This is a genomic window from Roseibium aggregatum IAM 12614 (assembly GCF_000168975.1).
GTDB lineage: Bacteria > Pseudomonadota > Alphaproteobacteria > Rhizobiales > Stappiaceae > Roseibium > Roseibium aggregatum.
The window spans coordinates 1-22633 of record NZ_AAUW01000035.1 but is presented as its reverse complement, the minus strand read 5'-3'; the positions used below and the strand labels follow the sequence as shown (position 1 = coordinate 22633).

Genomic DNA, 22633 nt, shown 5'->3' with positions numbered 1-22633 from the left:
TTCGGCGGACCGACGCGCGGTTGCGAGCAACTGCCCAAGAGCCGGCCGGATTCAAAATCTCAGAGCTGCCAGGCGCGTTCGTCCGAACGCCGGCACCCATGCTCTAGGTCGGGGAACTCAAGATGTCTCTCTCTGAAACGGCGAACCCGCGCGGTTCCGTTGTTGACAGACTGCGTGATGCTTTGCCCAAACTTGTGCTGAGCCCGACGATCGCCATTGTGGCGGTCTTCGTCTATGGCTTCATCGCCTTCACGCTTTATCTGTCGTTCACGGACAGCCGCATTCTGCCCTCCTTCGGTTGGGTCGGTTGGCAGAACTATCAAAACCTCTTCAAGATTCGTGCCTGGGACACGGCCGTTTCGAACCTGGTGGTGTTCGGCGTTCTCTACATCACCATCTGCTGCGTCCTCGGCCTGCTGCTGGCGATCCTTCTCGACCAGAAGATCCGCGCAGAAGGCTTCATCCGCACGATCTACCTTTATCCGATGGCGCTCAGCTTCATCGTGACCGGTATCGCCTGGAAATGGTTTCTCGATCCGGGCATTGGCATCGAGGCCGTCGTGCGCGGCTGGGGCTGGGAAACCTTCACCTTCAACTGGATCAAGGACCGGGATTTCGCGATCTATACCATCGTGATCGCGGCGGTCTGGCAGACCTCGGGCTTCGTCATGGCGATGTTCCTGGCGGGCCTGCGCGGGATCGACAGCGAGATGATGAAGGCGGCCCAGATCGACGGTGCGTCCACCTTCGCGCTTTATCGCCGGATCGTGATCCCGCAGCTTCGGCCCGCCTTCATGTCGGCCTTCGTGGTGCTCGCCCATATGGCGATCAAGTCCTATGACCTGGTGATCGCCCTGACTGGCGGCGGGCCCGGCACGGCGACGGAAGTGCCGGCAACCTTCATGTATTCCTACACCTTCACCCGAAACCAGATGGGCATCGGTGCGTCCTCCGCCGTGATCATGCTGATGACGATAGCCGCGATCATCGTGCCCTACCTCTGGTCCGAACTCAGGGAGAAAAAGTGATGTCGACGATGTCCAAGTCCTCCTCCCTGCGTCCGGCCCGGGTGATCCTGTACCTGCTGCTTGCGCTGTTCTGCATCTACTACCTGCTGCCGCTCTACGTGATGGTGGTCAACTCGCTGAAGCCGCTGGCCGAAATCACGTCCGGCGGCATGATGGCCCTGCCAAAGCAATGGACGCTCGCACCCTGGGAAAGCGCCTGGTCGAGTGCCCAGGTGGGCGTTGAGGCAACGGGTCTGCGACCCTACTTCCTCAACTCCATAATCATGGTGGTTCCGGCGGTTGCCCTGTCGACACTCGTCGGTGCACTCAATGGATATGTGCTGACCAAATGGACGTTCCGCGGCGCAACCGTCCTGTTCGGCCTGTTGCTGTTCGGCTGCTTCATTCCGTTCCAGATGGTGCTGATCCCGATGGCCCGGATGCTGGGTCTGATGGGACTCGCCGGCACGGTGCCGGGGCTGATCTTCGTGCACTTCGTCTACGGTATCGGCTTTTCGACGCTCTATTTCCGCAACTATTACGCGGCCTTTCCGACCGAGCTCGTGCGGGCGGCGCAGATCGACGGAGCCGGTTTCTTCCGGATCTTCTGGCGCATCCTGCTGCCGTCGTCCGGGCCCATCGCCGTGGTCTGCATCATCTGGCAGTTCACCAACATCTGGAACGACTTCCTGTTCGGCGCGTCCTTCTCCGATTTCGACAGCCAGCCGATGACCGTTGCCCTCAACAACCTGGTGCAATCCTCCACCGGGGTGAAGGAATATAACGTGCATTTCGCCGGCGCGATCATGGCCGCGCTTCCAACTCTTCTCGTCTACATCGTCGCGGGCCGCTACTTCGTGCGTGGTCTGATGGCAGGCTCGGTAAAAGGATAAGACAATGGGCTTTCTCGACATCAAGCAGGCGACCAAGTCCTACGGATCCTTGCGGGTCCTGCATGAAACCGACGTCTCCATCGAAGAGGGCGAGTTCCTCGTGCTTGTCGGCCCGTCCGGCTGCGGCAAGTCCACTTTGCTCAACATGATTGCCGGCCTGGAGGGCATCTCTTCCGGCGAGATCGCCATCAAGGGCAAGAGCATGAATGGCGTCAAGCCGGCGGACCGCAACATTGCGATGGTGTTCCAATCCTACGCGCTTTACCCGAACATGACCGTTGCCGGGAACATCTCCTTCGGCATGGAAATGCACGGCATCGCCAAGCCGGAACGCGAAAAGCGGATCAGCCAGGTGGCCGATCTCCTGCAGATCAGCCATCTGCTCGACCGCAAGCCGGGCCAGCTTTCCGGTGGTCAGCGCCAGCGTGTCGCCATGGGCCGGGCGCTGGTGCGCGAGCCGGACGTGTTCCTGTTCGACGAGCCGCTGTCGAACCTGGATGCCAAGCTGCGCGTCGACATGCGTACGGAAATCAAGAAGCTGCACCAGAAGCTCGGCACGACAATCGTATATGTGACCCACGACCAGATCGAGGCTTTGACGTTGTCGACCCGGATCGCGGTCATGTTCGGCGGCTATGTCCAGCAGCTCGGCACGCCGAAAGAGATCTACGACAATCCGGCCAACATGTTCGTGGCGGGTTTCATGGGGTCGCCTTCCATGAACCTGTTCCCGGCCAAGGTCGTCTCGGCGGACGGCAAACCGGCAGCGGAAGTCACGCTGGCAGACGGCAAGACGGCGGCCATTCCCTTTGCCTCCGACACGCTGTCCTCCAGCATCGGCCGGGACATCATCCTTGGCATCCGGCCGGAAGCGATCACCGACAGGGATGGCGCTGACCGCAATTCCAGGGCGGTTCATATCGTCGATGCGCCTGTGGAAGTCACCGAGCCGGCCGGCTCCGACACATTCGTCGTCAGCCAGATCGGCGGCAAGGATGTGACTGGCCGATTCCGGGCAGACGTTGCCGTTAAGGCGGGGGACGTGTTCCCGTTTGCCTTCAACATGGAAAAGGCGGTTGCCTTCGACCCGAAGACCGAAAACCGGATTGCCTGACCCATGACCACGGCGCCCGACATCGTGATCATCGGCAGCGGCATGGGCGGAGCGTCCCTTGCCGCGGGCCTTGCTCCGACCGGGGCCAGGATCACGATTCTGGAACGGGGATACCGGATACCGGACGATGCTCCGGCCCGGGACCCCTGGCGCATCTATACCAACAGCGCCTTCCGGGCACCGGAAACCTGGCTCGACGGACAGGGCAACCCGTTCGAACCGGGAAACTATTACAATGTCGGCGGCAACTCGAAGCTCTACGGTGCGGTGCTGATCCGCTACCGGGAAGAGGATTTCGGCGCGCTGGAGCATTATGACGGCGTCTCTCCGGCGTGGCCGCTTTCCTATGCGGAGCTGTCGCCCTGGTATGATGCCGCGGAGCAGCTTTTCCAGGTCCGGGGCGATACGGCCTCCGATCCGACGGAACCGCCGCACGGAAAGCCCTATCCGTTTCCGCCGGTCCCGGACGAAGATGCGATCCGCATTGCCAGGCGGCGTCTGGAACAGGCCGGTGTCCGGCCGTTCAGCCTGCCGCTTGGGGTCGATATCGACCGGTGGCTCGATGCCGGGCACACCGGCTGGGACGGGTATCCCGACCTTAGATGCGGCAAGATGGACGCGGAAACCTGCGCGCTGGAGGCAGCTCTTGCCCATGACAATGTGACCCTTGTCACCGGGGCGGAAGTCACCGCGCTCAAGACAGGCAAAATGCTCGGCAAGATCGAGGAAGTTCACTACCGCAGGGATGGTGAGGATCGCTACCTGACACCGGGTGTCGTTGCCCTGTGCGCGGGTGCGGTCCAATCCGCGGCGCTTCTGTTACGGTCCGGCGTAGCCAATCTGTCGGATAATGTCGGCCGCTGTTTCATGAACCACAATGCGACGGCGATGATCGCCATCGATCCGCGGTTCCGCAATACTTCCGTCTATCAGAAGACCTTCGGTCTGAATGACTGGTATCTCGATGACGGCGAGGACGGCATGCCTCTGGGCAACGTCCAGCTGCTGGGCCGGGTGACGCCGGATATCCTGAAAATCCAGGTGCCACGACTGCCGAAATTCGCCGCCCGCTGGATCTCCGGCCACGCCCTCGATCTCTATCTGATTTCCGAAGATCTGCCCGATCCGGAAAGCCGGGTCGTCCTGAAGGACGGCAAGATCCAGCTCATCTGGCGGCGGTCCAACATGACCGCGCACAGGAAGCTGGTCGAAAAGACCCGCAAGACCTTGCGCGAGGCCGGTTTTCCGGTGGTGCTGTCACGGCTGTTCGACGGCAGGGTGCCGTCGCATCAGTGTGGCACCGTGCGCATGGGGGATGATCCTGCAGCCTCGGTGCTCAATCCGGACTGCCGGTCCTGGGACCATCCGAACCTTTTCGTGACGGATGCGGGAGCGCTGCCGACCTCGGCTGCCGTCAATCCGGCCCTCACTGTCGCTGCGCTGGCGCTGCGCGCCGCCGAAACCATCAAGAAGGATCTGGCGGCATGAACAGGATTGCACTTGTCACCGGCGGCCAGCGCGGCATCGGTCTCGGTATTTCCCAGGCGCTCGCAGACGCAGGCTACACGGTTGCCATCGCCGCGCAGGAAGAAGCGGATGCACCGGAGGTGACCGAAGCCCAGAGCAGCCTCGGCGGCAAGGGCCGCTATTTCCGGCACGACCTCCTGGACATTGACCATTGCAAGGCCTTGCTGGACCAGGTGGAGGCGGATCTTGGGCCGGTGACGGCTTTTGTTTCCAACGCGGGCGTTCCGGCCAAGATCCGGGGCGACATGCTGGATCTTGCTCCGGACAGCTTCGACTTCGTCATGGGCGTCAATCTGCGCGGTGCGTTCTTCCTGGCACAGGAAGTAGCGAGGCGCATGGTGAAGCAGCCGTCCGACAGCTATCGCTCGATGAGCTTCATCACTTCCGTCAGCGCGGAGATGGTGTCGATCGAACGGGCGGAATACTGCCTGTCGAAAGCAGGCGCCGCCATGATGGCGGAGCTTTTCGCCGTCCGGCTCGCACCGCATGGCATCGGGGTTTTCGAACTCCGGCCAGGCATCATCGAAACCGGCATGACCGCCGGTGTGAAAGACACATACACGGCCCGGATCGAAGGCGGTCTGGTGCCTGCTGCCCGTTGGGGGCAGCCCGCCGATATCGGCTCAATCATCGTGCCGATTGCCGAAGGCCGGATGGCCTTTGCAACCGGTTCGACCTTTGCGGTGGACGGCGGTCTGTCGATCCCCCGGCTTTAGAGCGAGTTGTTCTGAGAGATTTCAGATGGAAACAGGCTACGACTTCATCATCATCGGTGGTGGCAGCGCCGGCTCGGTTGTTGCCGCGCGTTTGACCGAGAACCCGGACGTTTCCGTGCTGCTGCTGGAGGCGGGCGGACGTGACTGGCATCCGTTCTATCACCTGCCCGCAGGCTTTGCGAAAATGACCAAGGGCATCGGCTCCTGGGGCTGGCACACGGTGCCGCAAAAGCACATGCAGGGCCGGGTGTTCCGCTATACCCAGGCCAAGGTGATCGGCGGTGGCTCTGCCATCAACGCGCAGATCTACACTCGCGGCAACGCACTTGATTACGACGAGTGGCGTCAGATGGGCTGCGAGGGCTGGGGCTATGAAGATGTTCTGCCCTATTACCGCAAGGCCGAGGACAACGACACCTACGACAACCGCTACCACGGCAAGGGTGGCCCGCTGGGCGTTTCCAAACCCTGTGCCCCGCTGCCGATCTGCGAAGCCTATTTCGAAGCCGCTGCCGCGCTCGGCATTCCCAAAAACGAGGATGTGACCGGAGAGAAGCAGGACGGCGTTGCCTACTACCAGCTGACCCAGCGCAATGCCCGCCGGTCTTCCGCCGCCATGGCCTATCTTGCGCCCAACAAGGGCAGGCCCAATCTCCACATCAAGACCGGTGCCCAGGTGCGCCGCATCGTGGTGGAGAAGGGCAAGGCAACCGGTGTCGAGCTGATTGACGGCACCCGGCTGACAGCGGGCTCGGAAGTCATTCTGTCGTCCGGCTCCATCGGCTCACCCCGGCTGCTTCAGCTTTCCGGCATCGGCCCGGCGGACGACCTCAGAAAGCTCGGCATCGATATCGCCTATGACCAGCCGGAGGTCGGTTCCAACCTGCAGGACCATCTGGACCTCTACTGCATTTGCGAGGTCAGCGGCCCGCACACCTACGACCGCTATGCCAAGCCGCATCTGTCGGTGTTGGCCGGTCTGCAGTATCTGCTTACCCGGCGCGGACCGGTGTCCTCCAGCCTCTTCGAGACAGGCGGGTTCTGGTACGCGAACCCGGATGCGCGCTCGCCGGACCTGCAGTTTCATCTGGGTCTCGGGACGGGAATCGAATCCGGCGTTGCCGCCATGCCCGATGGTGGCGTGACGCTCAATTCCTGTTATCTGCGCCCGCGCTCGCGCGGCAGCGTGCGTCTGAAGAGCTCCAATCCAGCCGATGCGCCCCTGATCGACCCGAATTACCTGCAGGACAGCCAGGACCGCGAGATGTCGATCCGGGGCCTGAAGCTGACCCAGGAAATTCTGGCGCAGACACCGCTGAAGCCTTTCATCAAGGCCGAACATCTTCCGGGGCCGGGAGTGAAGACGGATGAAGACTACTTCCGCTTCATCTGCGAACACTCCAAGACCTCTCACCACCCGGCAGGCACCTGCCGCATGGGGTCTGACGACAAGGCGGTGGTCGATCCACGCCTGAAGTTCAATGGCCTTAAAGGGCTGCGCGTGGTCGATGCCTCGATCATGCCGACGGTCATCTCTTCCAACACCAATGCCGCGGCCATCATGATCGGCGAGAAAGCCTCCGACATGATCCGCCAAGATCACGGGGAGCTGTCATGATCCGCCATATCGTTCTCATCAAGTTCCAGCCCGATGTTGCCGAAGAGCTGATCGAAAGCCTGTTTCAGGAACTCAGAAGCATCCGCGATCAGGTGTCCGGGATCGGCGAGATCGTTTCGGGCCGCAGCGAAAGCCCGGAACAGATCGAACGGGGCTACATGCACGGTTTCACCGTCGATTTCGAAAGCTGGGAGGCGCTGGAAGCCTACCAGACCCATCCGGACCACAAGGCGCTTGGCGCCAAGCTGGTCGCTAATGCCATCGGTGGGATCGACGGCATTCTCGTCCTCGATATTACCGTTTCGGCCTGACCGGCCGCCAAGTTTCCGGAGCGTCTCATGCTGACCCTGCCCACTTACGAAAACCGTCTGGAACCCTACAGCCTCACAGGCGAAGCCCTGACCCCGCGCGCACCGCGCGTGCCGCTGACCCGTACCGCTTTCGCCGCGGCGCATGTGGTGTCGGATCCTCTGCGCGAACGCGATCCATGGGTCGGCTCTCCGGCGGTGGACTGGGAAAATACGCTGAAATTCCGGCACTGGCTTTGGGACCAGGGGCTGGGACTGGCCGAAGCCATGGACACCGCGCAGCGCGGCATGGGCGTCGATTGGGCGACCGCGAAGGAACTCATCGAACGCACCATGAAGGAGGCCAAGGCGCATCCCCTGAAGCCACGTGTGGCCTGCGGTGCGGGAACCGACCAGGTGCCGCTTGATAAGCTCAAGACCAACGACGACATCGTCGCGGCCTATTCAGTGCAGCTTGAGGCCATTGAAGCGGCCGGCGGTCAGGCGATCCTGATGGCGTCACGGGCGCTTCCAGCCATCGGCGCCGGGCCGGACGATTATGCCGACGTTTATGGCCGGCTGATCGAACAGGCACGGGAGCCGATTATCCTGCACTGGCTGGGCGACATGTTCGATCCAGCGCTCACCGGCTATTGGGGCTCGACCGACGTCGCCGCGGCGTCCGATGCGGTGCTTGCCATCATCGAAAGCCACGCGGCCAAGGTCGACGGCATCAAGATCTCGCTGCTCGACCAGGCGCATGAAGAGGCCTTCCGCGCACGCCTGCCGGACGGTGTGCGGCTTTATACGGGTGACGACTTCAATTATGCGGAGCTAATCGCCGGCGACGGCAAGCACTATTCCCATGCCTTGCTCGGAGCCTTTGCGGCGATTGCGCCGGTGGCGAGCCAGGCACTGGAGGCCCTGGCGGAAGGTGATCTGGAAACCTATCACACCCTGTTCGCGCCTACTGTCCCGCTGAGCCGGGAAATCTTCAAGGCGCCGACCCGGTTCTACAAGGCCGGGATCGCGTTCCTTGCCTGGCTGAACGATGCCCAGAGCCACTTCATCATGCCGGCCGGATTCCAGTCTTCGCGCGAAATTGCGCATTATGCCGAGGTCTTCCGGCTTGCGGATCAGGCTCGATTGTTGTCAAAGCCGGAGATCGCCGAGGAGCGCATGGGGCTGCTCCTGAAACTGCACGGGATCGGATAGACCTTTCATGAAGAAGCGGCCGACAATTCTGGATGTTGCGAGACAAGCGGGGGTTTCGAAATCCACCGTTTCGCTGGTGCTCCAGAATTCGTCGCTGGTGAAACAGTCGACACGGGACGAGGTGACCAAGGCCATCAATGAGCTTGGTTACGTCTATAACCGGTCGGCTGCGGGCCTGCGGGGGGCCGCATCCGGTCTCATCGGCCTGATCATCAACGATCTGCGCAACCCCTTCTTCACCGAATTTGCCGCCAGTGCGCAGATGACCTTTGCCCGCAAAGGTTATTCGACCGTCATCGCCAACACGGATGAGGATCCGGAGATCCAGGCTCAGGTGATCGACAGTATGATCGAACATGGCGTGTCGGCCTTCGTGATCTCGCCGACCTATGGCGGCGACGAGAGCCCGTTCGACCGGATCGAGCGGGCCGGCATTCCGACCATGCAGGTGCTGCGGCAACTGGATGAACGCACGGACCTGTTCCCCTTTGCCTCCCATGACTATGCCTTTGGCGGCGAAGCGGCCGCGCAACACCTCATCGATACGGGATGTCGCAGGATTGCCTTCGCCGGAGGTCTCGCCGACCGGCCGATCACGCTGGAACGCATGTCCGGCTATCGGAACGTCATGCAGGCGAACGGCCTTGCGCCCACCATCTTTCACGGGCGGCCTTCAAGGCAGTTCGGCCGCGAAATCGCGCTGAAGATCCTGCAAGAGCACGATGGGCTGGAGGCTGCGATCTGCTTCAGCGATCTGGTTGCACTTGGCATGCTCAGCGGCTTTGCCGAGCTTGGTATTAAGGTGGGCCAGGAATTCAAGATCATCGGCTTCGACGATATCGAGGAATGTTCGCTGGCCTACCCCCGTCTGAGCTCAGTCCGGTGCGACACCGCATTGTTCGGCCGCAATGCCGCCGAAGCAATGCTGGCCTGGATTGTCGACGGCATCAGGCCGCCGGATACGAAACATTATCCGGTCGAGCTGATGAAACGGCAGTCGACACTGGGGTTCGGTGGATGACAGGAAATTCCGAAGAGGTTCCGTCATGGTGCCTGTCCAAGGTGAGTGTGGCTTCAACTCGTTCGTCATGCTTGGTAAGAACCGCTTGCACGCAAACCCCACCGAAAGCCAACTGACATGAACGAGCTGGAGACGCTTCTTCAACGGGCTCAGGCCCTGATCTTCGATTGCGACGGAACACTGGTGCAAACGCCTGCCCTCTACGCCGGAGCCTGGCAGGATGCGTTCAAGGCCGCCGGTCACCATATGGAGCCGGACTGGTACCACGCCCGTGCGGGCATGTCGGAACACGTGCTGCTGGACGACTTCGAGAGCGAACACGGCGTAACGGTGGATCGCGGTCTGACGGTTCGGGAGATGCGGTCGGCGGTGCTGGAGCGGATCGGGGAAGTCAGCGAGATCGAGATGATAAGCTCCATCGCACGCAGGTTTCATGGCAATTTGCCGATGGCGGTCGCCTCCGGCGGGCCGAGGGAAGTGGTGCTGGCGTCGTTGAAGGAGACCGGGCTTCTGCCACTGTTCGACACAGTGGTCACCATCGATGACGTAGCCCACGCCAAGCCTGCGCCTGATCTCTTCCTGGAAGCCGCATCCCGGCTTGGCGTTGCGGCCGGACAGTGTCTCGTGTTCGAGGACAGCCAGCAGGGGCTTGAGGCGGCGCATAACGCCCGGATGCCGGTCGTCGACGTGAACCGGCTAATCGGATAACGCCGCCTTCTGCGGGTAAAGCCAGTGAGGCGATCTTACGAAGCCGGGTCATGGCAGCTACCCAGTGTGTATTCAGTTCAGCTTTTGAGGCCTGCGGTTCGAAAGGAGCGAAGCGACGACAGTCGGCGCTGGCCAAGTGGTGGAACATGGCATTTGCACCCAGGAACTGTACTGCTGCCTGAAAACGAGAAAACCCCGCCGGAGCGGGGTTTTCGGACATTCAAAACGCGATGAAGCTTACTTGATTGGAGCCAGAACCATCACCATCTGGCGGCCTTCAAGCTTCGGCGCGGATTCGACCTTGGCGATTTCGTTGGTTTCCTCACGGACCTTGTTGAGCAGGTTCATGCCCAGATCCTGGTGGGCCATTTCGCGGCCCCGGAAACGGAGTGTGACCTTCACCTTGTCGCCTTCGCCAAAGAACCGCAACATGCTCTTCATCTTCACCTCGTAGTCGTGGGTGTCGATGTTCGGACGCATCTTGATCTCTTTGATCTCGACGGTCTTCTGTTTCTTGCGGGTTTCTGCTGCTTTCTTCTGGGCCTGGTACTTGTACCGGCCATAGTCCAGGATCTTGCAGACAGGTGGATTTGCATTCGGCTGGATTTCAACAAGATCCAACCCGGCATCCATGGCGATGCCCATCGCCTCTTCTGTCGGGACGACGCCACGGTTGGCGCCTTCATGATCAATCAACTGGACTTCGCGAACGCGAATTTCATGGTTTGTGCGCGGGCCTTCCTTCGTAGGAGGCGGGGCGCGGAACGGACGGCGAATGGTCGCAAACTCCTCTTTCGTTTCAACGTGGTGTTAGGGCTTGGCTATGGTCCATACACGAAAAACCTCGGAACGCTGGTACCAAGGTGCTGATATGGATATGGCCTAACACCATCCATCAAGGTCCTGCGAAAGCGGCAAAAAGTCAAGCGAAAACACAGTTTTCACCGTGCCTGGTCACATTTTCAGGGCCTGAAGCTCTGGCCGGCCGGTTCGGGTCAGCCAAGTGCCTGCCGGTTTGGAAAGGTTGCAATCCCACCGGCAGATGGTCAAGTAAGCAGTCAGCTTGCCCATATCAAGGAAGGATACCGGTTTGGACGGCGGGAAATTCATGTTGCAACTCCTCAGAATCGCGTTCGGCTTCATCTTCTCGGTTCTGGCATGCGGCCTGTTCCTTGCCTGGGGCTTTTTCCGGGCCGGGCATCCTGAAACCGATCCGGTCGCCTTTGCGACCATGGTCGGCAGCGGCCTTGTCGGCGCAAGTGTTGTCGGGGCGACGGCCCTTGCTCCGGCCGCCGCCGCAATCGTTCTGGCGGAGGCGGCACGGCTGCGCAGTTTCCTGTTTCATGTCGGTGCCGCCGGCTTGATCGCTTTCGCCGTCTGGACACTTGGCACCGAGGCGGCGGACGCGGCGTTCCGGCCCGGCAGCGCCGTTGCGCTTGCCGCCGGGTTTATTGCCGGTGCAATCTACTGGCTGATTGCGGGAAGGACATCCGGTTGCTGGTTTGGCGAGAAAGCGACTGGGCAGAGGGATGGACCAAACGGCGCTTGACCGGACACGGGACGGTCAGGGAAAGAGTGACCGCCTTGGACAGCCGTCAGATTTCGCCGTCCTTCAAAGCTTCCTGCGCCGCCTGATAGTGATCCGGCCGGATGTGGCTGCGAATCATCGCATAGGCGGCCAGAAGCACGGTGGCATCATCGCCGAAGCCGATGCCGATCAGAAAATCGGGAACCGCGTCCAGAGGCAGCACGAAATAGGCCAGGGCTGCCAGCAGCGTGGCGCGCACCTTGCTTGGGGTTGCGGGATCAAGCGCACAGAAATAGCCGGCCACCACATCTTCCATGAAGGGCACCTGACGCGCAGCCTTGCGGGCTGTCGACATCAGTTTCTGCCGGATCGTTTTCTTCTGCTCTTCTTCCGGACCAAGGATCTCGGGGTCAAAGCCAAGGTCTTCAAAGGTGGTGTTCATCGTGCCGCCTGTGCCTGTTGTCCTTGTCCTAGAGATAGGTTCGGTGCGCCCGCGCTTCAACTTTGCACATGCCTGCTCCGGAAATGCAGGCATGCTCACAGAAGCATTTCTTAAAGGGTCGCAGCGCTGTTTTCTTCCGCCTCGGCCACATCGCTATAGCCCAAGCGCTCCAGTGCACGGTCGATGTCCCGCAGGCCGGAGGTGTCAGGTGTGTCGCCGCCCATCGGGCTTTCCGTCGCAGCCCGCTGAAGGGCGCGTGCGTCGTCACGCATTTTGAGAAGTTCTTTGACCCGCTCATCCTTGCTGCGCGAGTCGTCCTTCAGAATACGGGCAATCTCGTCCCTGGTGCTGTCGGTCATGTTGGATACTCCTGCTGTATGAGGCAATCGGGGCATTCGCATCGCGGAATGCCGCTGCCCGAAGGGCGCCCGATTGTCCTTTTCTCGATGGTCCCCACTGTCGGGGACATGAAGGTTCTGGAAATGACCGCTTACAGAAGAATGTATCCGACAATCGCCAGAGCGATCACAGCGCCGGCCGTCCCGATTGCCAGGACATAACGCATCTCGCGCAGTTCGAGGCCCTGCTTGGCTTCCTTCTCCTTCAGTACGACTTTCTCGTCCTGTGCTTGTGCACGATCACTGTAAGTCATCTCTTCCTCACTAGGTTGAAGTGGTTGGCAACCGCCGAATGCGTCTTTGCCGCGATAATGTTTCAGGTGGCGTTCGCAGTGCCTCAGCGTCTCGAAGGCTCCTCGCCAGACGCCTGGCATCTCGCCGGAGATTTCGTGGTGGCTGGTCTGTTCAAGCTCTGCAGATCGCTGCCGCTAAGTCAGCCAGCGAAGACCGTGTGATGCGGCTCCATCGGATCTTCCGATCCGCCTGCGCCTGCGGCACGCTCTATCCAGTCAGTAAGACAGCAGGAAAATCAGGGCGAGCAGCGAAAAAATGACGCCGCTGAAACCGAAGCCAAGTGCCAGTTGCTTCCAACTGGAAGCTTCCCTGTCCCTGATCCGTTCCCGCAGGATGGCCAGGTGCCTGTCAGCATCGTCGTTAAAGCCGTGATAGATCATCCTCACTACCTCGCGAAATTGCCACTTGGCAGCCTGCGTTACCGGCCGCATCGCTCTGTAAACGCTCAAGTCGCCAGTTTGTTCCCAAAGGGAACTTCAAGCCGTGGCAACCGTTTACCTGAAGACGACCGACCAGATATCCGCAGGATCCAGAAGGAGACCCCGTTCATATGAGTTTTGACAGCCTGCCGCTCTGGCTCTTGCTTGCAATCTTCGCGGCGGCGGGAGGCGTCATTCTGGTTTGTGGCATTCGGCTTACCGGTCAGGCCGACCGGATCGCCGACCGGACCGGCCTGGGCGAGGCGCTTGTCGGCGGTGTTCTGCTAGGGGCGGCGACCTCTCTTTCCGGCACCGTCGTTTCCGTCACGGCCGCTCTGGATGGTCGTGCGTCGTTGGCTTTTTCAAACGGTGTCGGCGGTATTGCGGCCCAGACAGCCTTTCTGGCTATTGCCGATATCGTCTACAGGCGGGCGAACCTGGAGCATGTCGCAGCGGATGTTTCCAGCCTGTTTCAATGCGCTCTGCTCGTACTTTTGCTGTCGATTCCCATGGTTGCCTACACCACACCGGAAATCACGTTTCTCGGCATTCACCCGGCTTCTTATGCCTTGGTTATCGTCTACTTCGGCGGCGTGATGGCTCAAAGGCGTGTGCACGAGCAGCCCATGTGGCAGGCCGTGCATACCTCCGAGACGCATGAGGACAGCCCGGATGAGGCGCAGAAGGATATGCGCGGCAACATGTGGCTGATCGGGGCCTTTGCGGGCCTGATGCTTGTTCTTGCGACCATGGGCTGGGTGCTGGCTGAGGTCGCGGGCGAGCTGACGGATCGTTTTGATCTCAATGCGTCGCTGGTTGGTGCCCTGATGACGGCGGTCGTCACGTCATTGCCCGAGCTGGTTACGACGCTGGCCGCCGTGCATCGTGGGGCCCTGCAGCTCGCCATTGGCGGCATTGTTGGCGGCAACACTTTCGATACACTGTTTCTGACCCTTTCGGACGTCGCATATCGAGACGGCTCGATTTATCACGCCGTCTCGTCGCAGGATTACTTCTGGCTGACGATCGGGCTGGTGATGACGGCAATCCTTCTTCTGGGGCTGCTTGTGCGCCAGAAATCCGGACCAGGCGGGATCGGCTTTGAAAGTGTCAGTCTGCTCGGGGTCTATGGCGGCGCCATCGCTCTTCAGGCGATTGGCTGATCCACCTGCGAAGCGGGCTCGTTACAGCAAGGCCGTCAATGCAAAGGCGACGGCTGCGACGGGCAGCAGCGCAATCAGGGCAAAAAGTCCGTCCCGGGTCAGAAGCGAGAAGGCGATCAGGCAGACCGCCGCGCCAAGAAGCGATGATGAAAACGGCACGAGCTCCAGAAGCGGCATCAAAGCGCCGAACATGAGGCAGGCAACCGGTAACAGGGCCCGCAGCGGTTGCCGGAACAGAAACCGGGCCCGTTTTCTGGAGTGATCGTCCAGCCAGCGGGCGGCAGGGCGCAGCTTGTCCATCGCCAGCCGTATCTTGTCGCCCTCAAGGCTCTGCCGGCCGAGCCAGGCCGGCAGCCAGACCCGGTCGCGTTTCAGCAGCCACTGCGCTGCGATCAGAAAAATGGTCAATCCGCACAGGCTTGAGAACAGGGGGATGCCGCTAAGCGGGGTCACGACCGCCGCCGCGGGCACGATCAGCATCGCCGCAAATCCGGCCTGCTCGAATGCGCCGACGACGCGATCAAGCGAGACCGGTCCTTCTCTCGTGATTTCTGCGACCCGGTCGATAATCGATGTCAGGGGCCGGTCCGTATCCGGATCAGCGGTCATCGTCTTTCCTGTTCGGGTGGCTGTGGCTGGCAAGTACCCCTGCCATAGGCGAAAACATGCAAATGCGCTGTCCGTCAGGGCGCAGGCAGGCCAGCAGCAATGTGGCGGAAGCGGCGGTCCCTCCGCCGCCCGGGCTGGGTTTGCCGGGCAGCGTATCCACCTTCAGCGAGGTAAAAAGGGATTACCCGCCAAAAACGAGCTTTTCGATGCGGTCGACAGGATGGTTGGTCAGGTCCTTGTCGATTTCCGCAATGATACGGTCGCTGACTTCCTTGTGAAGGTGTTTGCGAACCTGTCCGAGAACCGAAGGGGCTGCGACCAGCACGATCTCGTCGAATTTGCCCTTGTGCGCGCGCTTGTAGAGCATCTCCGCAAGGTCGGCGGCAAAATCGTCTTCCGCAAGCGCATGCCAGTCAGCTTCCTGAACGGCGCTGCGATGGCCCTGGGGACCGTCACTCAGGCGCCCGGGGCGGTCGGACGTCTGTTCGCGATTGGGAGGGTTGTCCTGCGTTTCCTTCCGGAAGACCGTGAGGTTGGGATGATGCTCCGTGCCAGCATTGGTCAGGAAAAGTGCCTTGTTACCGTCGGCAACGACCACCCAGCCATCATGTTTCAGTCGGATCGAATCCTTCATCTCGCACTCCTCCAGTTTGGGTCCGTTATTATAAAACGCCACACAGCCGAAAGCGTTCCTCCCAATACCTGTGACAAATTGGACGCTTCGCAAGACTACCTGAGCGGGAAATTTGGAGCGGGGCTTACCGCGGGAACGGTTATGTCCTATGTCAAAAAGGTCGTGCGGAACAATCAAGCAATCCGTTCTTGAAAGGAATAGAACCATGAAGAAATTTGCAATCGGGTTCGGAGCTGCCGTGCTTGCCCTTGCCAGTGTTGCTGCACAGGCTGGCGAAACACCGGCTCCGGACGGCGTGAAGCTCTATTTCGTCAATCTGAAGGATGGCGATACCGTGAAGAATCCGGTCACCATCCAGTTCGGCCTTGCCGGCATGGGCGTTGCCCCGGCGGGCACGGAAAAGGAAAACACCGGTCACCATCATCTGATCATCGATGAAACCCTTGAGGGTGAGGAACTGAACGAAGCCATTCCGGCCGATGACAATCACAAGCATTTCGGCGGCGGGCAGACGGAAACCACCATCGAGCTGCCGGCCGGCACGCACACCCTGCAACTGGTTCTGGGCGACTGGTCGCACATTCCGCACAACCCGCCGGTGATGTCCGAGAAAATCACGGTGACCGTGGAATAAAGCGGCACCCAGTACCGGTAGCCGTCCGGAACGAAAAAGTTGTTGCGGCGTTGCTCAGTTATGCTGACCGACCCGCAACAAGGAACGACCATGGTAGACCGGCTTGCCGCAGAGATGGACCTCGGCTTCGGCGCCGTGCCACTGGAGGTTCTGATCCTGCGGATGATGGCGGCCATCGTTCTGGGCGGTATCATCGGGTTTGAACGGGAAGAGCGCGGCAAGGATGCCGGGCTCAGGACCCACATGCTGATTGCATTTGCCTCGTGCCTGTTTCTTCTGATCAGTCAGGCCCTTGCCGATCTTCCTTTCTCCGGAGCCAGCAACGTCAATGTCGATCCGCTCCGTCTGGTCGAAGCCGTGACGGCAGGCGTGGCGTTCCTCTCCGCCGGTCTGATCTTTTCCCGCAACGGGTCGGTGCAGAATGTCACCACGGGCGCATCGATGTGGCTTGCAGGCGCGATCGGTACGGCTTGTGGCGTCGGTCAGATCGGACTGGCGGGCCTTGCAACACTCATGGTGGTGATTGTGTTGGCCGTGGTCGGGCGTTTGCAAAGCAAGCTCGGTCCTCAGGTCCGGGACAGCACCCCGGACGAGGGATCGGGCGAGGGATCTGACAATCTTCGCCACGCGCGGACACACGGCCTTCGCGACGGAGGGGCGATGCGATGACGATCAGGCGTTGCCGCGCGTTTCAAGTAACCGGCGCGCGATGACCTGAGCCTGAATTTCCGCCGCACCTTCGAAAATGTTCAGGATGCGGGCATCGCACAGCACGCGCGAGATTGCATATTCCAGCGCAAAACCGTTGCCGCCGTGGATCTGCAGCGCATTGTCCGCCGCCGCCCAGGCAACGCGGGCGCCGAGCAGCTTTGCCATGCCGGCCTCCAGATCGCAGCGCTTGCCGGAATCTTTCTGCCAGGACGAGAAGTAGGTGAGCTGGCGTGCGATCATCAGTTCGGCGGTCATCATGGCCAGCTTGTCGGCAACACGCGGGAACTTGACCAGTTCCTTGCCGAACTGAACGCGTTCTTCAGCGTATTTCAGCCCAAGGTCCAGCGCACACTGGGCGACGCCCAAAGCCCGGGCGGCGGTCTGGATGCGGGCGCCTTCGAAGGTCTGCATGAGCTGCTTGAAGCCTTCCCCCTCAACCTGGCCAAGAAGGTTTTCGCCCTTCACTTCGAAGCCGTCGAAAGCGATTTCGTATTCCTTCATGCCCCGGTAGCCGAGCACCTCGATCTCGCCGCCGCTCATGCCCTCCGCCGGAAAGGGCTCCTCGTCGGTGCCGCGCGGCTTTTCGGCGATGAACATCGACAAGCCCTTGTAACCGGGCTCGTCCGGGTTGGTGCGCGCCAGCAAGGTCATTATATCGGCGCGGACCGGATGGGTGATCCAGGTCTTGTTACCGGACACCTTCCAGACGTCTCCGTCCTTCACGGCGCGGGTCTTCAGAGAGGCAAGGTCCGAGCCGGTGTTGGGTTCGGTGAAAACGGCTGTCGGCAGGATCTCGCCGGAGGCGATCTTCGGCAGCCAATGCTGCTTCTGCTCTTCGGTGCCGCCGCACAGGATGAGTTCCGCCGCGATTTCCGACCGTGTGCCGAGCGATCCGACACCGATGTAGGCGCGGGAGAGTTCTTCGGAGACGACACACATGGCCTCCTTGCCAAGGCCCAGGCCGCCGTATTCTTCCGGAATGGTGAGGCCGAAGACGCCGAGTTCGGACATCTGCTCGATGATCTCAAGCGGGATGTAGTCGTTCTTCAGGTGCCATTCGTGGGCGTTTGGCACGACGTTGTCTTCCACGAAGCGCCGCATCTCGTTGCGGATCTGCTCCATGGTCTCGTCCAGGCCCGGGTCGCCAAAGGTGGAATGACCGGCCTGGTCGCGGATCAGACGCGTGATCTCGCTGCGGATCTCCGGCCGGCTGCCGCTTTCGATCAGGGACAGGATTTCCGCTGTCTGGAAGCCGAGCGCCTCCTCGCCCGAAACGCCCAGATCCGGCAGGCGAACGATCTCACCCTGGTTCATTGGAATGCCGCCGAAGATCTGCGCCAGGTATTCCGCAAATCCGAGCTGGACAATGTGGTCCTCAAGAACGCCGTAGCGGCCTTCGGCGCTGAGCCGTTTCGCATAGGCGTCCAGTTGGCGCAGGGATTCCACATAGGTTGCAAACCAGGCCAGACCGTGCGTTGCCCGTTGTTCTTCTTCCATCCGCCGGGAGGAGATACGTCCGTCCTCGCTTACGCGGGCGCGCACCCGCTGCGCTGCAAGATTGAGCAGATGGTCAAGCGTAGCGACAGCGGCTTCCGTGCGCTCGCTCAGGCTCGCGGGTGTCTCTGCGGCCGGCAGGGCTGCGGTTGGCATGGCGATCTCCGTTTTCATTTGTTGCGCAGCAGCGCTTCTTGTTGAAGCTATGTTGCGTTGCACACCGTCATTTGTCGAGCGTGAATTTATAGACCTTTTGGCGGATGCGGTTTTCACCACCCAGGCTTGACGAATTGCGCCGGCACGGGCCACATCTTGAACCATGAGCGCCAGACAGACAGTTCTCGTGATCTACGCCGTCCTGAAAGACGCCATCGGTCACTTCGCCCGTGATGACGGCTTCGCAATGGCCAGTCACGTGGCGCTGTCGGGGTTGCTGGCGATATTTCCTCTGCTGATCTTCATCGCCTCGCTGGCAGCCTTTCTCGGCATGACCGGGGCTGCCGACACGGTGTCGGAACTGCTGTTCGATGCCTGGCCGCGAAGTGTCGCGTCACCCGTCGTGCGGGAAATCCAGAACGTCCTGACCATTCGCCGCGGTGACCTTGTGACCTTTGGCGCCGTTGCGGCGCTGTGGTTTTCCTCCAACGGGGTGGAGGCTTTGCGCACCGCGCTCAACCGGGCCTACCGGCAGCACGAAACCCGCTCCATCGTGTTGTTGCGGCTGCAATCGATTGGGCTTGTGCTGCTGGGAGCCAGTATCCTGCTTGCCTACACGTTTCTGGTGGTTCTGGCGCCGCTTGCCATCGAGGGCCTGAAGGTTTTCGTGCCTCAGGTCGAGACCTTCCTGCTGTCGATCAACGTCGCCCGATACACGCTGGCCGGATCGCTGCTGATCATCGGTCTCTTCATCACCCACTGGCTGCTGCCGGCCGGCCATCGCACCTTTCGGGACCTGTGGCCGGGGGTGTTCGCCACACTGTTCATGTGGATCATCGCGGGCAGCGCCTTCGGGGCCTATCTCGCCAGCTTCGCCAATTACGTGTCCACCTACGGCGGTCTGGCAGGGATCATGACCGCGCTGATCTTTCTTTATATCTGCGCGTTGGTGTTCATTCTGGGCGGCGAGCTCAATGCCGCGATTTCTCGTCAGCGGCGTTACTGGCACCGCCGCAAGGAACAGCTTGCGCTGGCGCTTGAGCCGGAGGGCTGACCGGACTTGCTGAAAAACGGCTCCAGGGGTTAGGGGGGCCCATAACCCTAGCGCTTTGCGGGTCTCTTGCGGATGGTCAGAACCGCGCTGATCACCAGAACCATGCCGCCGATCTGAACCGGGGTCAGCGATTCACCGAACAGGAAATAGCTTTCCACCGCTGTTGCCACGGGCACCAGATAAAACAGGCTGGCGACCTGGGAGACGGCCCCCTCGCGGATCAGCAGCATCAGCAGCAGGATCGCGCCGACCGACAAGACCAGCACAAGCCAGGCCATTGCAAAGATCAGCTCACCCGACCAGGTGATCTGCCAGCTTTCTGTGAGGCTGAGGGGAATCGTGACGAAGAGCGCGCCGACGTATTGCCAGACGGTTGCCGCCATGAGGTCGGTCTGCTGCACGAACCGTTTCTGGTAGACGGTCCCCAGGCTGATGGCCGCGACGGCAATGAGCACGACAAAAATCGTCACGGGTGTGATGCCCGATCCGGCGAGGTCGAGTTTCGGGCCGAGAACAAATGCCAGGCCGATGGCGCCGATGGCCATTGCAAGCCAGTGCCTGCGGGAAATGCTCTCACCAAGCAAAGCGACAGCAATCAGTGCGGTCAGCACGGGTTGAAGACCGACGATGATAGACGACGTTCCCGCCGGCATACCCTGTTTGATCGCCCAGAACACGCCGCCGAGATAAATCCCGTGAACCAGCATGCCGGTGACGATGCAGTGAAGGATCGCTCTGAAATCCTTCGGCCAGGACTTCGACAAGACGAGTGCCAGCACAATCAGCACCGGCAGAACCACAACGAAGCGCACCGTCAGAAACACCATGGGATCGATGTAAGGCGCGCCAAGTTTCGAACCGACGAAGCCCGTGGACCATAGAAGAACAAAAATGGCCGGTGCGGCTCTTGCGAGAAGATTCAATTGCAGCCTCAGTGACAAAGTCGAAGATGACGAAAGGTTAGCTTAGGGTGTGGTGGGGTATACGGGCATGTTAACCGTAAATTGGCATTTATAATCAAAGCTACGGCGCAAACATAAGTGTTCGCCCGCCCTGCGGTGCAAGAAGTGCAGACAAGATGCGCGGACACTTTCAGAACGATCAACATGTGGATGTAGACATCGATGCCGATGGTTCGTCCGTTGATCCAGGGGACATACGCTGGTGGCCGTCAGATCTCAATCACCTTTTCGCATTTTCTCGAACCTGTCCGTCAAAGCCAGGATCCTGGCCCTGAGCCTTTTCACCATCGTCGGGCTGTTGGCCATCGGTGGCGTGTTCTTCTGGAGCCAGGGGGAGCTGAATTCCGCCTTCGCCCGCATGAGCAGCAGTTCGGAACTGGCCGAGCAGGTCGGCACGCTGGCGGAAAGCGCCGCGGCGCTGCGGGCGATTGAAGAGCGTTACCTCAGCAAACCGTCCGTCGAGACATTGCAGAGCTTCAACGTCAAGCTCAATGAAGCCGGTGCGGTTCTGGAGACGATCTCGAACAATCCTGCGGCAGCCGCCTATGCCGCGGAGGTCGCCGATGTCAGGGATACGCTGGAAGGCACCAGGGGTGCTTTCGAAATGCTCGACGCTGCGCAACAGACGATCGGGTATGACGCGACCCAGGGGTATCTGGCGAGCCTCAACGATTATGCAGGAGCGGTCAAGCATCGCCTGTCGGAAGAGATGAAATTCGGCGGCGGGCCGGATTTCGAAAAGCTGGCCCGCGCCATTCTGGCCGTGCAACTGGCGGAGCGGGAGTTCACGCTCAACAACACTGAAGCTGCGCAGGAAGCGTTTCAGGGTGAGTTCACCGCCTTCGAAAAGCTCTTGAAGAAAGTCTATATCTCCGACGCCATCAAGGCGGAGCTGGCCGACAACATGGCCAGATACAAGACGACCTTCGATGACTACACCGTCGCCAAGAAGGAGCGGAGCGCGCATTCGGATCTGCTGGAAAACCTTTTTGAACTTGTTCCGCCGCATATAGACGCCCTCAGCGCAGCCGCGAACACGATCCAGGTAGAGGCCGCCAACCAGCTCGAGACGGCCCGGTCCATTGCGACCTACGCAATCGGCGGCGCGATCCTGGTTCTGCTTGTGCTGCTTCCGGCCATCGCCCTTCTCATCGGTCAATCGGTGGCGCGTCCGCTGGCGCGGCTGCAGGCGGCCATGGAAGCACTTGCCAGCGGCCAGACCGACCTCGACCTGCCGGACGATAGCGGCAGCACCGAGCTGGCCTCCATGAGCCGGACTGTTCAGGTCTTCCGCGACAATGCCGTGGAGCGGGCAGAACTTGCATCAGCCCAGGATCAGGATAACCGCAGGCGCGAAGAGCGCGTTGCCCGTCTGGATGCGCTGATCGGCCGGTTCGAAGGCACGGTGTCTACCGCGCTCAACAGTCTCGACCGGGCGAACGACGAGCTGCGCCAGACTTCCCAATCGATGGAACAGTCGGCCGACGATGTTGCCACCCAGTCCGGTGAGGCGGCGGAAGCCGTGCGCACGGCGGCGGATAACGTCACCTCTGCGGCCCATTCCGCGGAAGAGCTTGCAGCCTCCATCGCCGAGATTGCAGGCCAGGCCAACAAATCCACCGAAGTGGCACAGCAGGCGGTGCGCAGCGCATCTTCCACCGTTGCCACCATGCAGGAACTTTCCAGCGCCGCCGACCGGATCGGCGAGGTCATGGGGCTGATCCGCGATATTGCCAATCAGACCAACCTGCTGGCACTGAACGCGACCATCGAGGCTGCCCGTGCGGGTGAGGCCGGCAAGGGCTTTGCGGTGGTTGCCGCCGAAGTGAAACAGCTTGCCGAACAGACCTCGAAAGCCACCGAGGATATCGCGACCCAGATCGAGGCCATCCAGGGATCTTCCGATCAGGCGGTCCAGGCGATCGAGGACGTCAACCGGATCATTTCCGACATGGAAGGCCTGGCCTCGGCCGTTGCGTCCGCCGTCCAGCAGCAGGATGAAGCCGTTCAAGCGATCTCGCAGAATGTT

Annotated in this window: 25 protein-coding genes; 16 read left to right on the top strand and 9 right to left on the bottom strand. The window is 60.9% G+C overall.

All coding sequences use genetic code 11. The features are described 5' to 3' along the window. Nucleotides 1-122 precede the first annotated feature (122 nt). The 10 genes from SIAM614_RS29595 (at nt 123) to SIAM614_RS29550 (ending at nt 10106) form a co-directional block, all read left to right on the top strand. Nucleotides 123-1028, top strand: a complete 906-nt coding sequence (locus tag SIAM614_RS29595) for a carbohydrate ABC transporter permease (RefSeq protein WP_006940378.1) — start codon at nt 123-125, stop codon at nt 1026-1028. Nucleotides 1029-1036: 8 nt separating this feature from the next. Continuing rightward, nucleotides 1037-1900 (top strand): carbohydrate ABC transporter permease, encoded by an 864-nt coding sequence (locus SIAM614_RS29590; protein ID WP_407636318.1) that lies wholly within the window; start codon nt 1037-1039, stop codon nt 1898-1900. Between the two features lie 4 nt (nt 1901-1904). After that, entirely contained in the window at nt 1905-3014 is a 1110-nt protein-coding gene (locus SIAM614_RS29585) for an ABC transporter ATP-binding protein (protein WP_006940376.1), read from the top strand. Between the two features lie 3 nt (nt 3015-3017). Further along, nucleotides 3018-4502 (top strand): GMC oxidoreductase, encoded by a 1485-nt coding sequence (locus SIAM614_RS29580; RefSeq protein WP_006940375.1) that lies wholly within the window; start codon nt 3018-3020, stop codon nt 4500-4502. Further along, nucleotides 4499-5257, top strand: a complete 759-nt coding sequence (locus SIAM614_RS29575; RefSeq protein WP_006940374.1) for a 3-ketoacyl-ACP reductase — start codon at nt 4499-4501, stop codon at nt 5255-5257. Before SIAM614_RS29580 ends, SIAM614_RS29575 begins: the two co-directional genes overlap by 4 nt. Before the next feature lie 25 nt (nt 5258-5282). After that, on the top strand, nt 5283-6875 hold the full coding sequence (locus SIAM614_RS29570) for a GMC family oxidoreductase (protein ID WP_006940373.1): 1593 nt from the start codon (nt 5283-5285) through the stop codon (nt 6873-6875). Then, nucleotides 6872-7186, top strand: a complete 315-nt coding sequence (locus SIAM614_RS29565) for a Dabb family protein (RefSeq protein ID WP_006940372.1) — start codon at nt 6872-6874, stop codon at nt 7184-7186. The genes SIAM614_RS29570 and SIAM614_RS29565 overlap by 4 nt, the downstream gene beginning before the upstream one ends. A gap of 27 nt (nt 7187-7213) precedes the next feature. Further along, nucleotides 7214-8377, top strand: coding sequence for a dihydrodipicolinate synthase family protein (locus tag SIAM614_RS29560; RefSeq protein WP_006940371.1), 1164 nt, complete (start codon nt 7214-7216; stop codon nt 8375-8377). Between the two features lie 7 nt (nt 8378-8384). Then, entirely contained in the window at nt 8385-9398 is a 1014-nt protein-coding gene (locus tag SIAM614_RS29555; protein WP_006940370.1) for a LacI family DNA-binding transcriptional regulator, read from the top strand. Between the two features lie 117 nt (nt 9399-9515). Then, nucleotides 9516-10106 (top strand): HAD family hydrolase, encoded by a 591-nt coding sequence (locus SIAM614_RS29550; RefSeq protein WP_006940369.1) that lies wholly within the window; start codon nt 9516-9518, stop codon nt 10104-10106. Nucleotides 10107-10343: 237 nt separating this feature from the next. On the opposite strand, the gene infC is transcribed toward SIAM614_RS29550, so the two are convergent. Next, the gene (gene infC, locus SIAM614_RS29545) at nt 10344-10883 is read right to left on the bottom strand and encodes a translation initiation factor IF-3 (RefSeq protein ID WP_081455391.1); all 540 of its coding nucleotides are present in this window, start codon (nt 10881-10883) and stop codon (nt 10344-10346) included. Nucleotides 10884-11214: 331 nt separating this feature from the next. Here infC and SIAM614_RS29540 point away from each other — a divergent pair, with 331 nt between their 5' ends. Beyond that, the gene (locus SIAM614_RS29540) at nt 11215-11655 is read left to right on the top strand and encodes a hypothetical protein (RefSeq protein WP_006940366.1); all 441 of its coding nucleotides are present in this window, start codon (nt 11215-11217) and stop codon (nt 11653-11655) included. Nucleotides 11656-11701: 46 nt separating this feature from the next. On the opposite strand, the gene SIAM614_RS29535 is transcribed toward SIAM614_RS29540, so the two are convergent. From SIAM614_RS29535 to SIAM614_RS32350, 4 genes are all read right to left on the bottom strand, one after another. Then, nucleotides 11702-12076, bottom strand: coding sequence for a YkvA family protein (locus SIAM614_RS29535; RefSeq protein WP_006940364.1), 375 nt, complete (start codon nt 12074-12076; stop codon nt 11702-11704). Nucleotides 12077-12186: 110 nt separating this feature from the next. Then, complete coding sequence (locus SIAM614_RS29530) at nt 12187-12435, bottom strand: hypothetical protein (protein WP_006940362.1); 249 nt, start codon at nt 12433-12435, stop codon at nt 12187-12189. Nucleotides 12436-12566: 131 nt separating this feature from the next. Next, a complete protein-coding gene (locus SIAM614_RS32355; protein WP_006940360.1) occupies nt 12567-12728 on the bottom strand; it encodes a hypothetical protein in 162 nt (53 codons plus the stop codon). A gap of 255 nt (nt 12729-12983) precedes the next feature. Then, entirely contained in the window at nt 12984-13217 is a 234-nt protein-coding gene (locus tag SIAM614_RS32350; RefSeq protein WP_157140172.1) for a hypothetical protein, read from the bottom strand. Nucleotides 13218-13318: 101 nt separating this feature from the next. Between SIAM614_RS32350 and SIAM614_RS29525 the strand changes: the two genes are divergently transcribed. Next, entirely contained in the window at nt 13319-14350 is a 1032-nt protein-coding gene (locus tag SIAM614_RS29525; protein ID WP_006940355.1) for a sodium:calcium antiporter, read from the top strand. 21 nt (nt 14351-14371) lie between these two features. Here SIAM614_RS29525 and SIAM614_RS29520 read toward each other — a convergent pair whose 3' ends face one another. Together SIAM614_RS29520 and SIAM614_RS29515 are read right to left on the bottom strand one after the other, a co-directional pair. Beyond that, complete coding sequence (locus SIAM614_RS29520; RefSeq protein WP_006940354.1) at nt 14372-14959, bottom strand: exopolysaccharide biosynthesis protein; 588 nt, start codon at nt 14957-14959, stop codon at nt 14372-14374. A gap of 181 nt (nt 14960-15140) precedes the next feature. After that, nucleotides 15141-15593 carry a host attachment family protein gene (locus SIAM614_RS29515; RefSeq protein ID WP_006940352.1) on the bottom strand — a complete coding sequence of 151 codons (453 nt, stop codon included), beginning with the start codon at nt 15591-15593 and terminating at the stop codon, nt 15141-15143. A 205-nt stretch (nt 15594-15798) separates the two neighbouring features. Here SIAM614_RS29515 and SIAM614_RS29510 point away from each other — a divergent pair, with 205 nt between their 5' ends. Beyond that, complete coding sequence (locus SIAM614_RS29510) at nt 15799-16227, top strand: DUF4399 domain-containing protein (protein ID WP_006940349.1); 429 nt, start codon at nt 15799-15801, stop codon at nt 16225-16227. 90 nt (nt 16228-16317) lie between these two features. Beyond that, the gene (locus SIAM614_RS29505; protein WP_157140171.1) at nt 16318-16896 is read left to right on the top strand and encodes an MgtC/SapB family protein; all 579 of its coding nucleotides are present in this window, start codon (nt 16318-16320) and stop codon (nt 16894-16896) included. 3 nt (nt 16897-16899) lie between these two features. Here the strand turns inward: SIAM614_RS29505 and SIAM614_RS29500 are convergent, their stop codons facing one another. Next, a complete protein-coding gene (locus tag SIAM614_RS29500; protein ID WP_040441506.1) occupies nt 16900-18588 on the bottom strand; it encodes an acyl-CoA dehydrogenase family protein in 1689 nt (562 codons plus the stop codon). A 163-nt stretch (nt 18589-18751) separates the two neighbouring features. Between SIAM614_RS29500 and SIAM614_RS29495 the strand changes: the two genes are divergently transcribed. Then, the gene (locus tag SIAM614_RS29495) at nt 18752-19642 is read left to right on the top strand and encodes a YihY/virulence factor BrkB family protein (protein ID WP_006940343.1); all 891 of its coding nucleotides are present in this window, start codon (nt 18752-18754) and stop codon (nt 19640-19642) included. Nucleotides 19643-19689: 47 nt separating this feature from the next. On the opposite strand, the gene SIAM614_RS29490 is transcribed toward SIAM614_RS29495, so the two are convergent. Continuing rightward, complete coding sequence (locus SIAM614_RS29490; protein ID WP_006940341.1) at nt 19690-20565, bottom strand: DMT family transporter; 876 nt, start codon at nt 20563-20565, stop codon at nt 19690-19692. A 241-nt stretch (nt 20566-20806) separates the two neighbouring features. Here SIAM614_RS29490 and SIAM614_RS29485 point away from each other — a divergent pair. Beyond that, nucleotides 20807-22633: methyl-accepting chemotaxis protein (locus SIAM614_RS29485; RefSeq protein ID WP_006940339.1), on the top strand; the 1827-nt coding region annotated here is incomplete at its 3' end.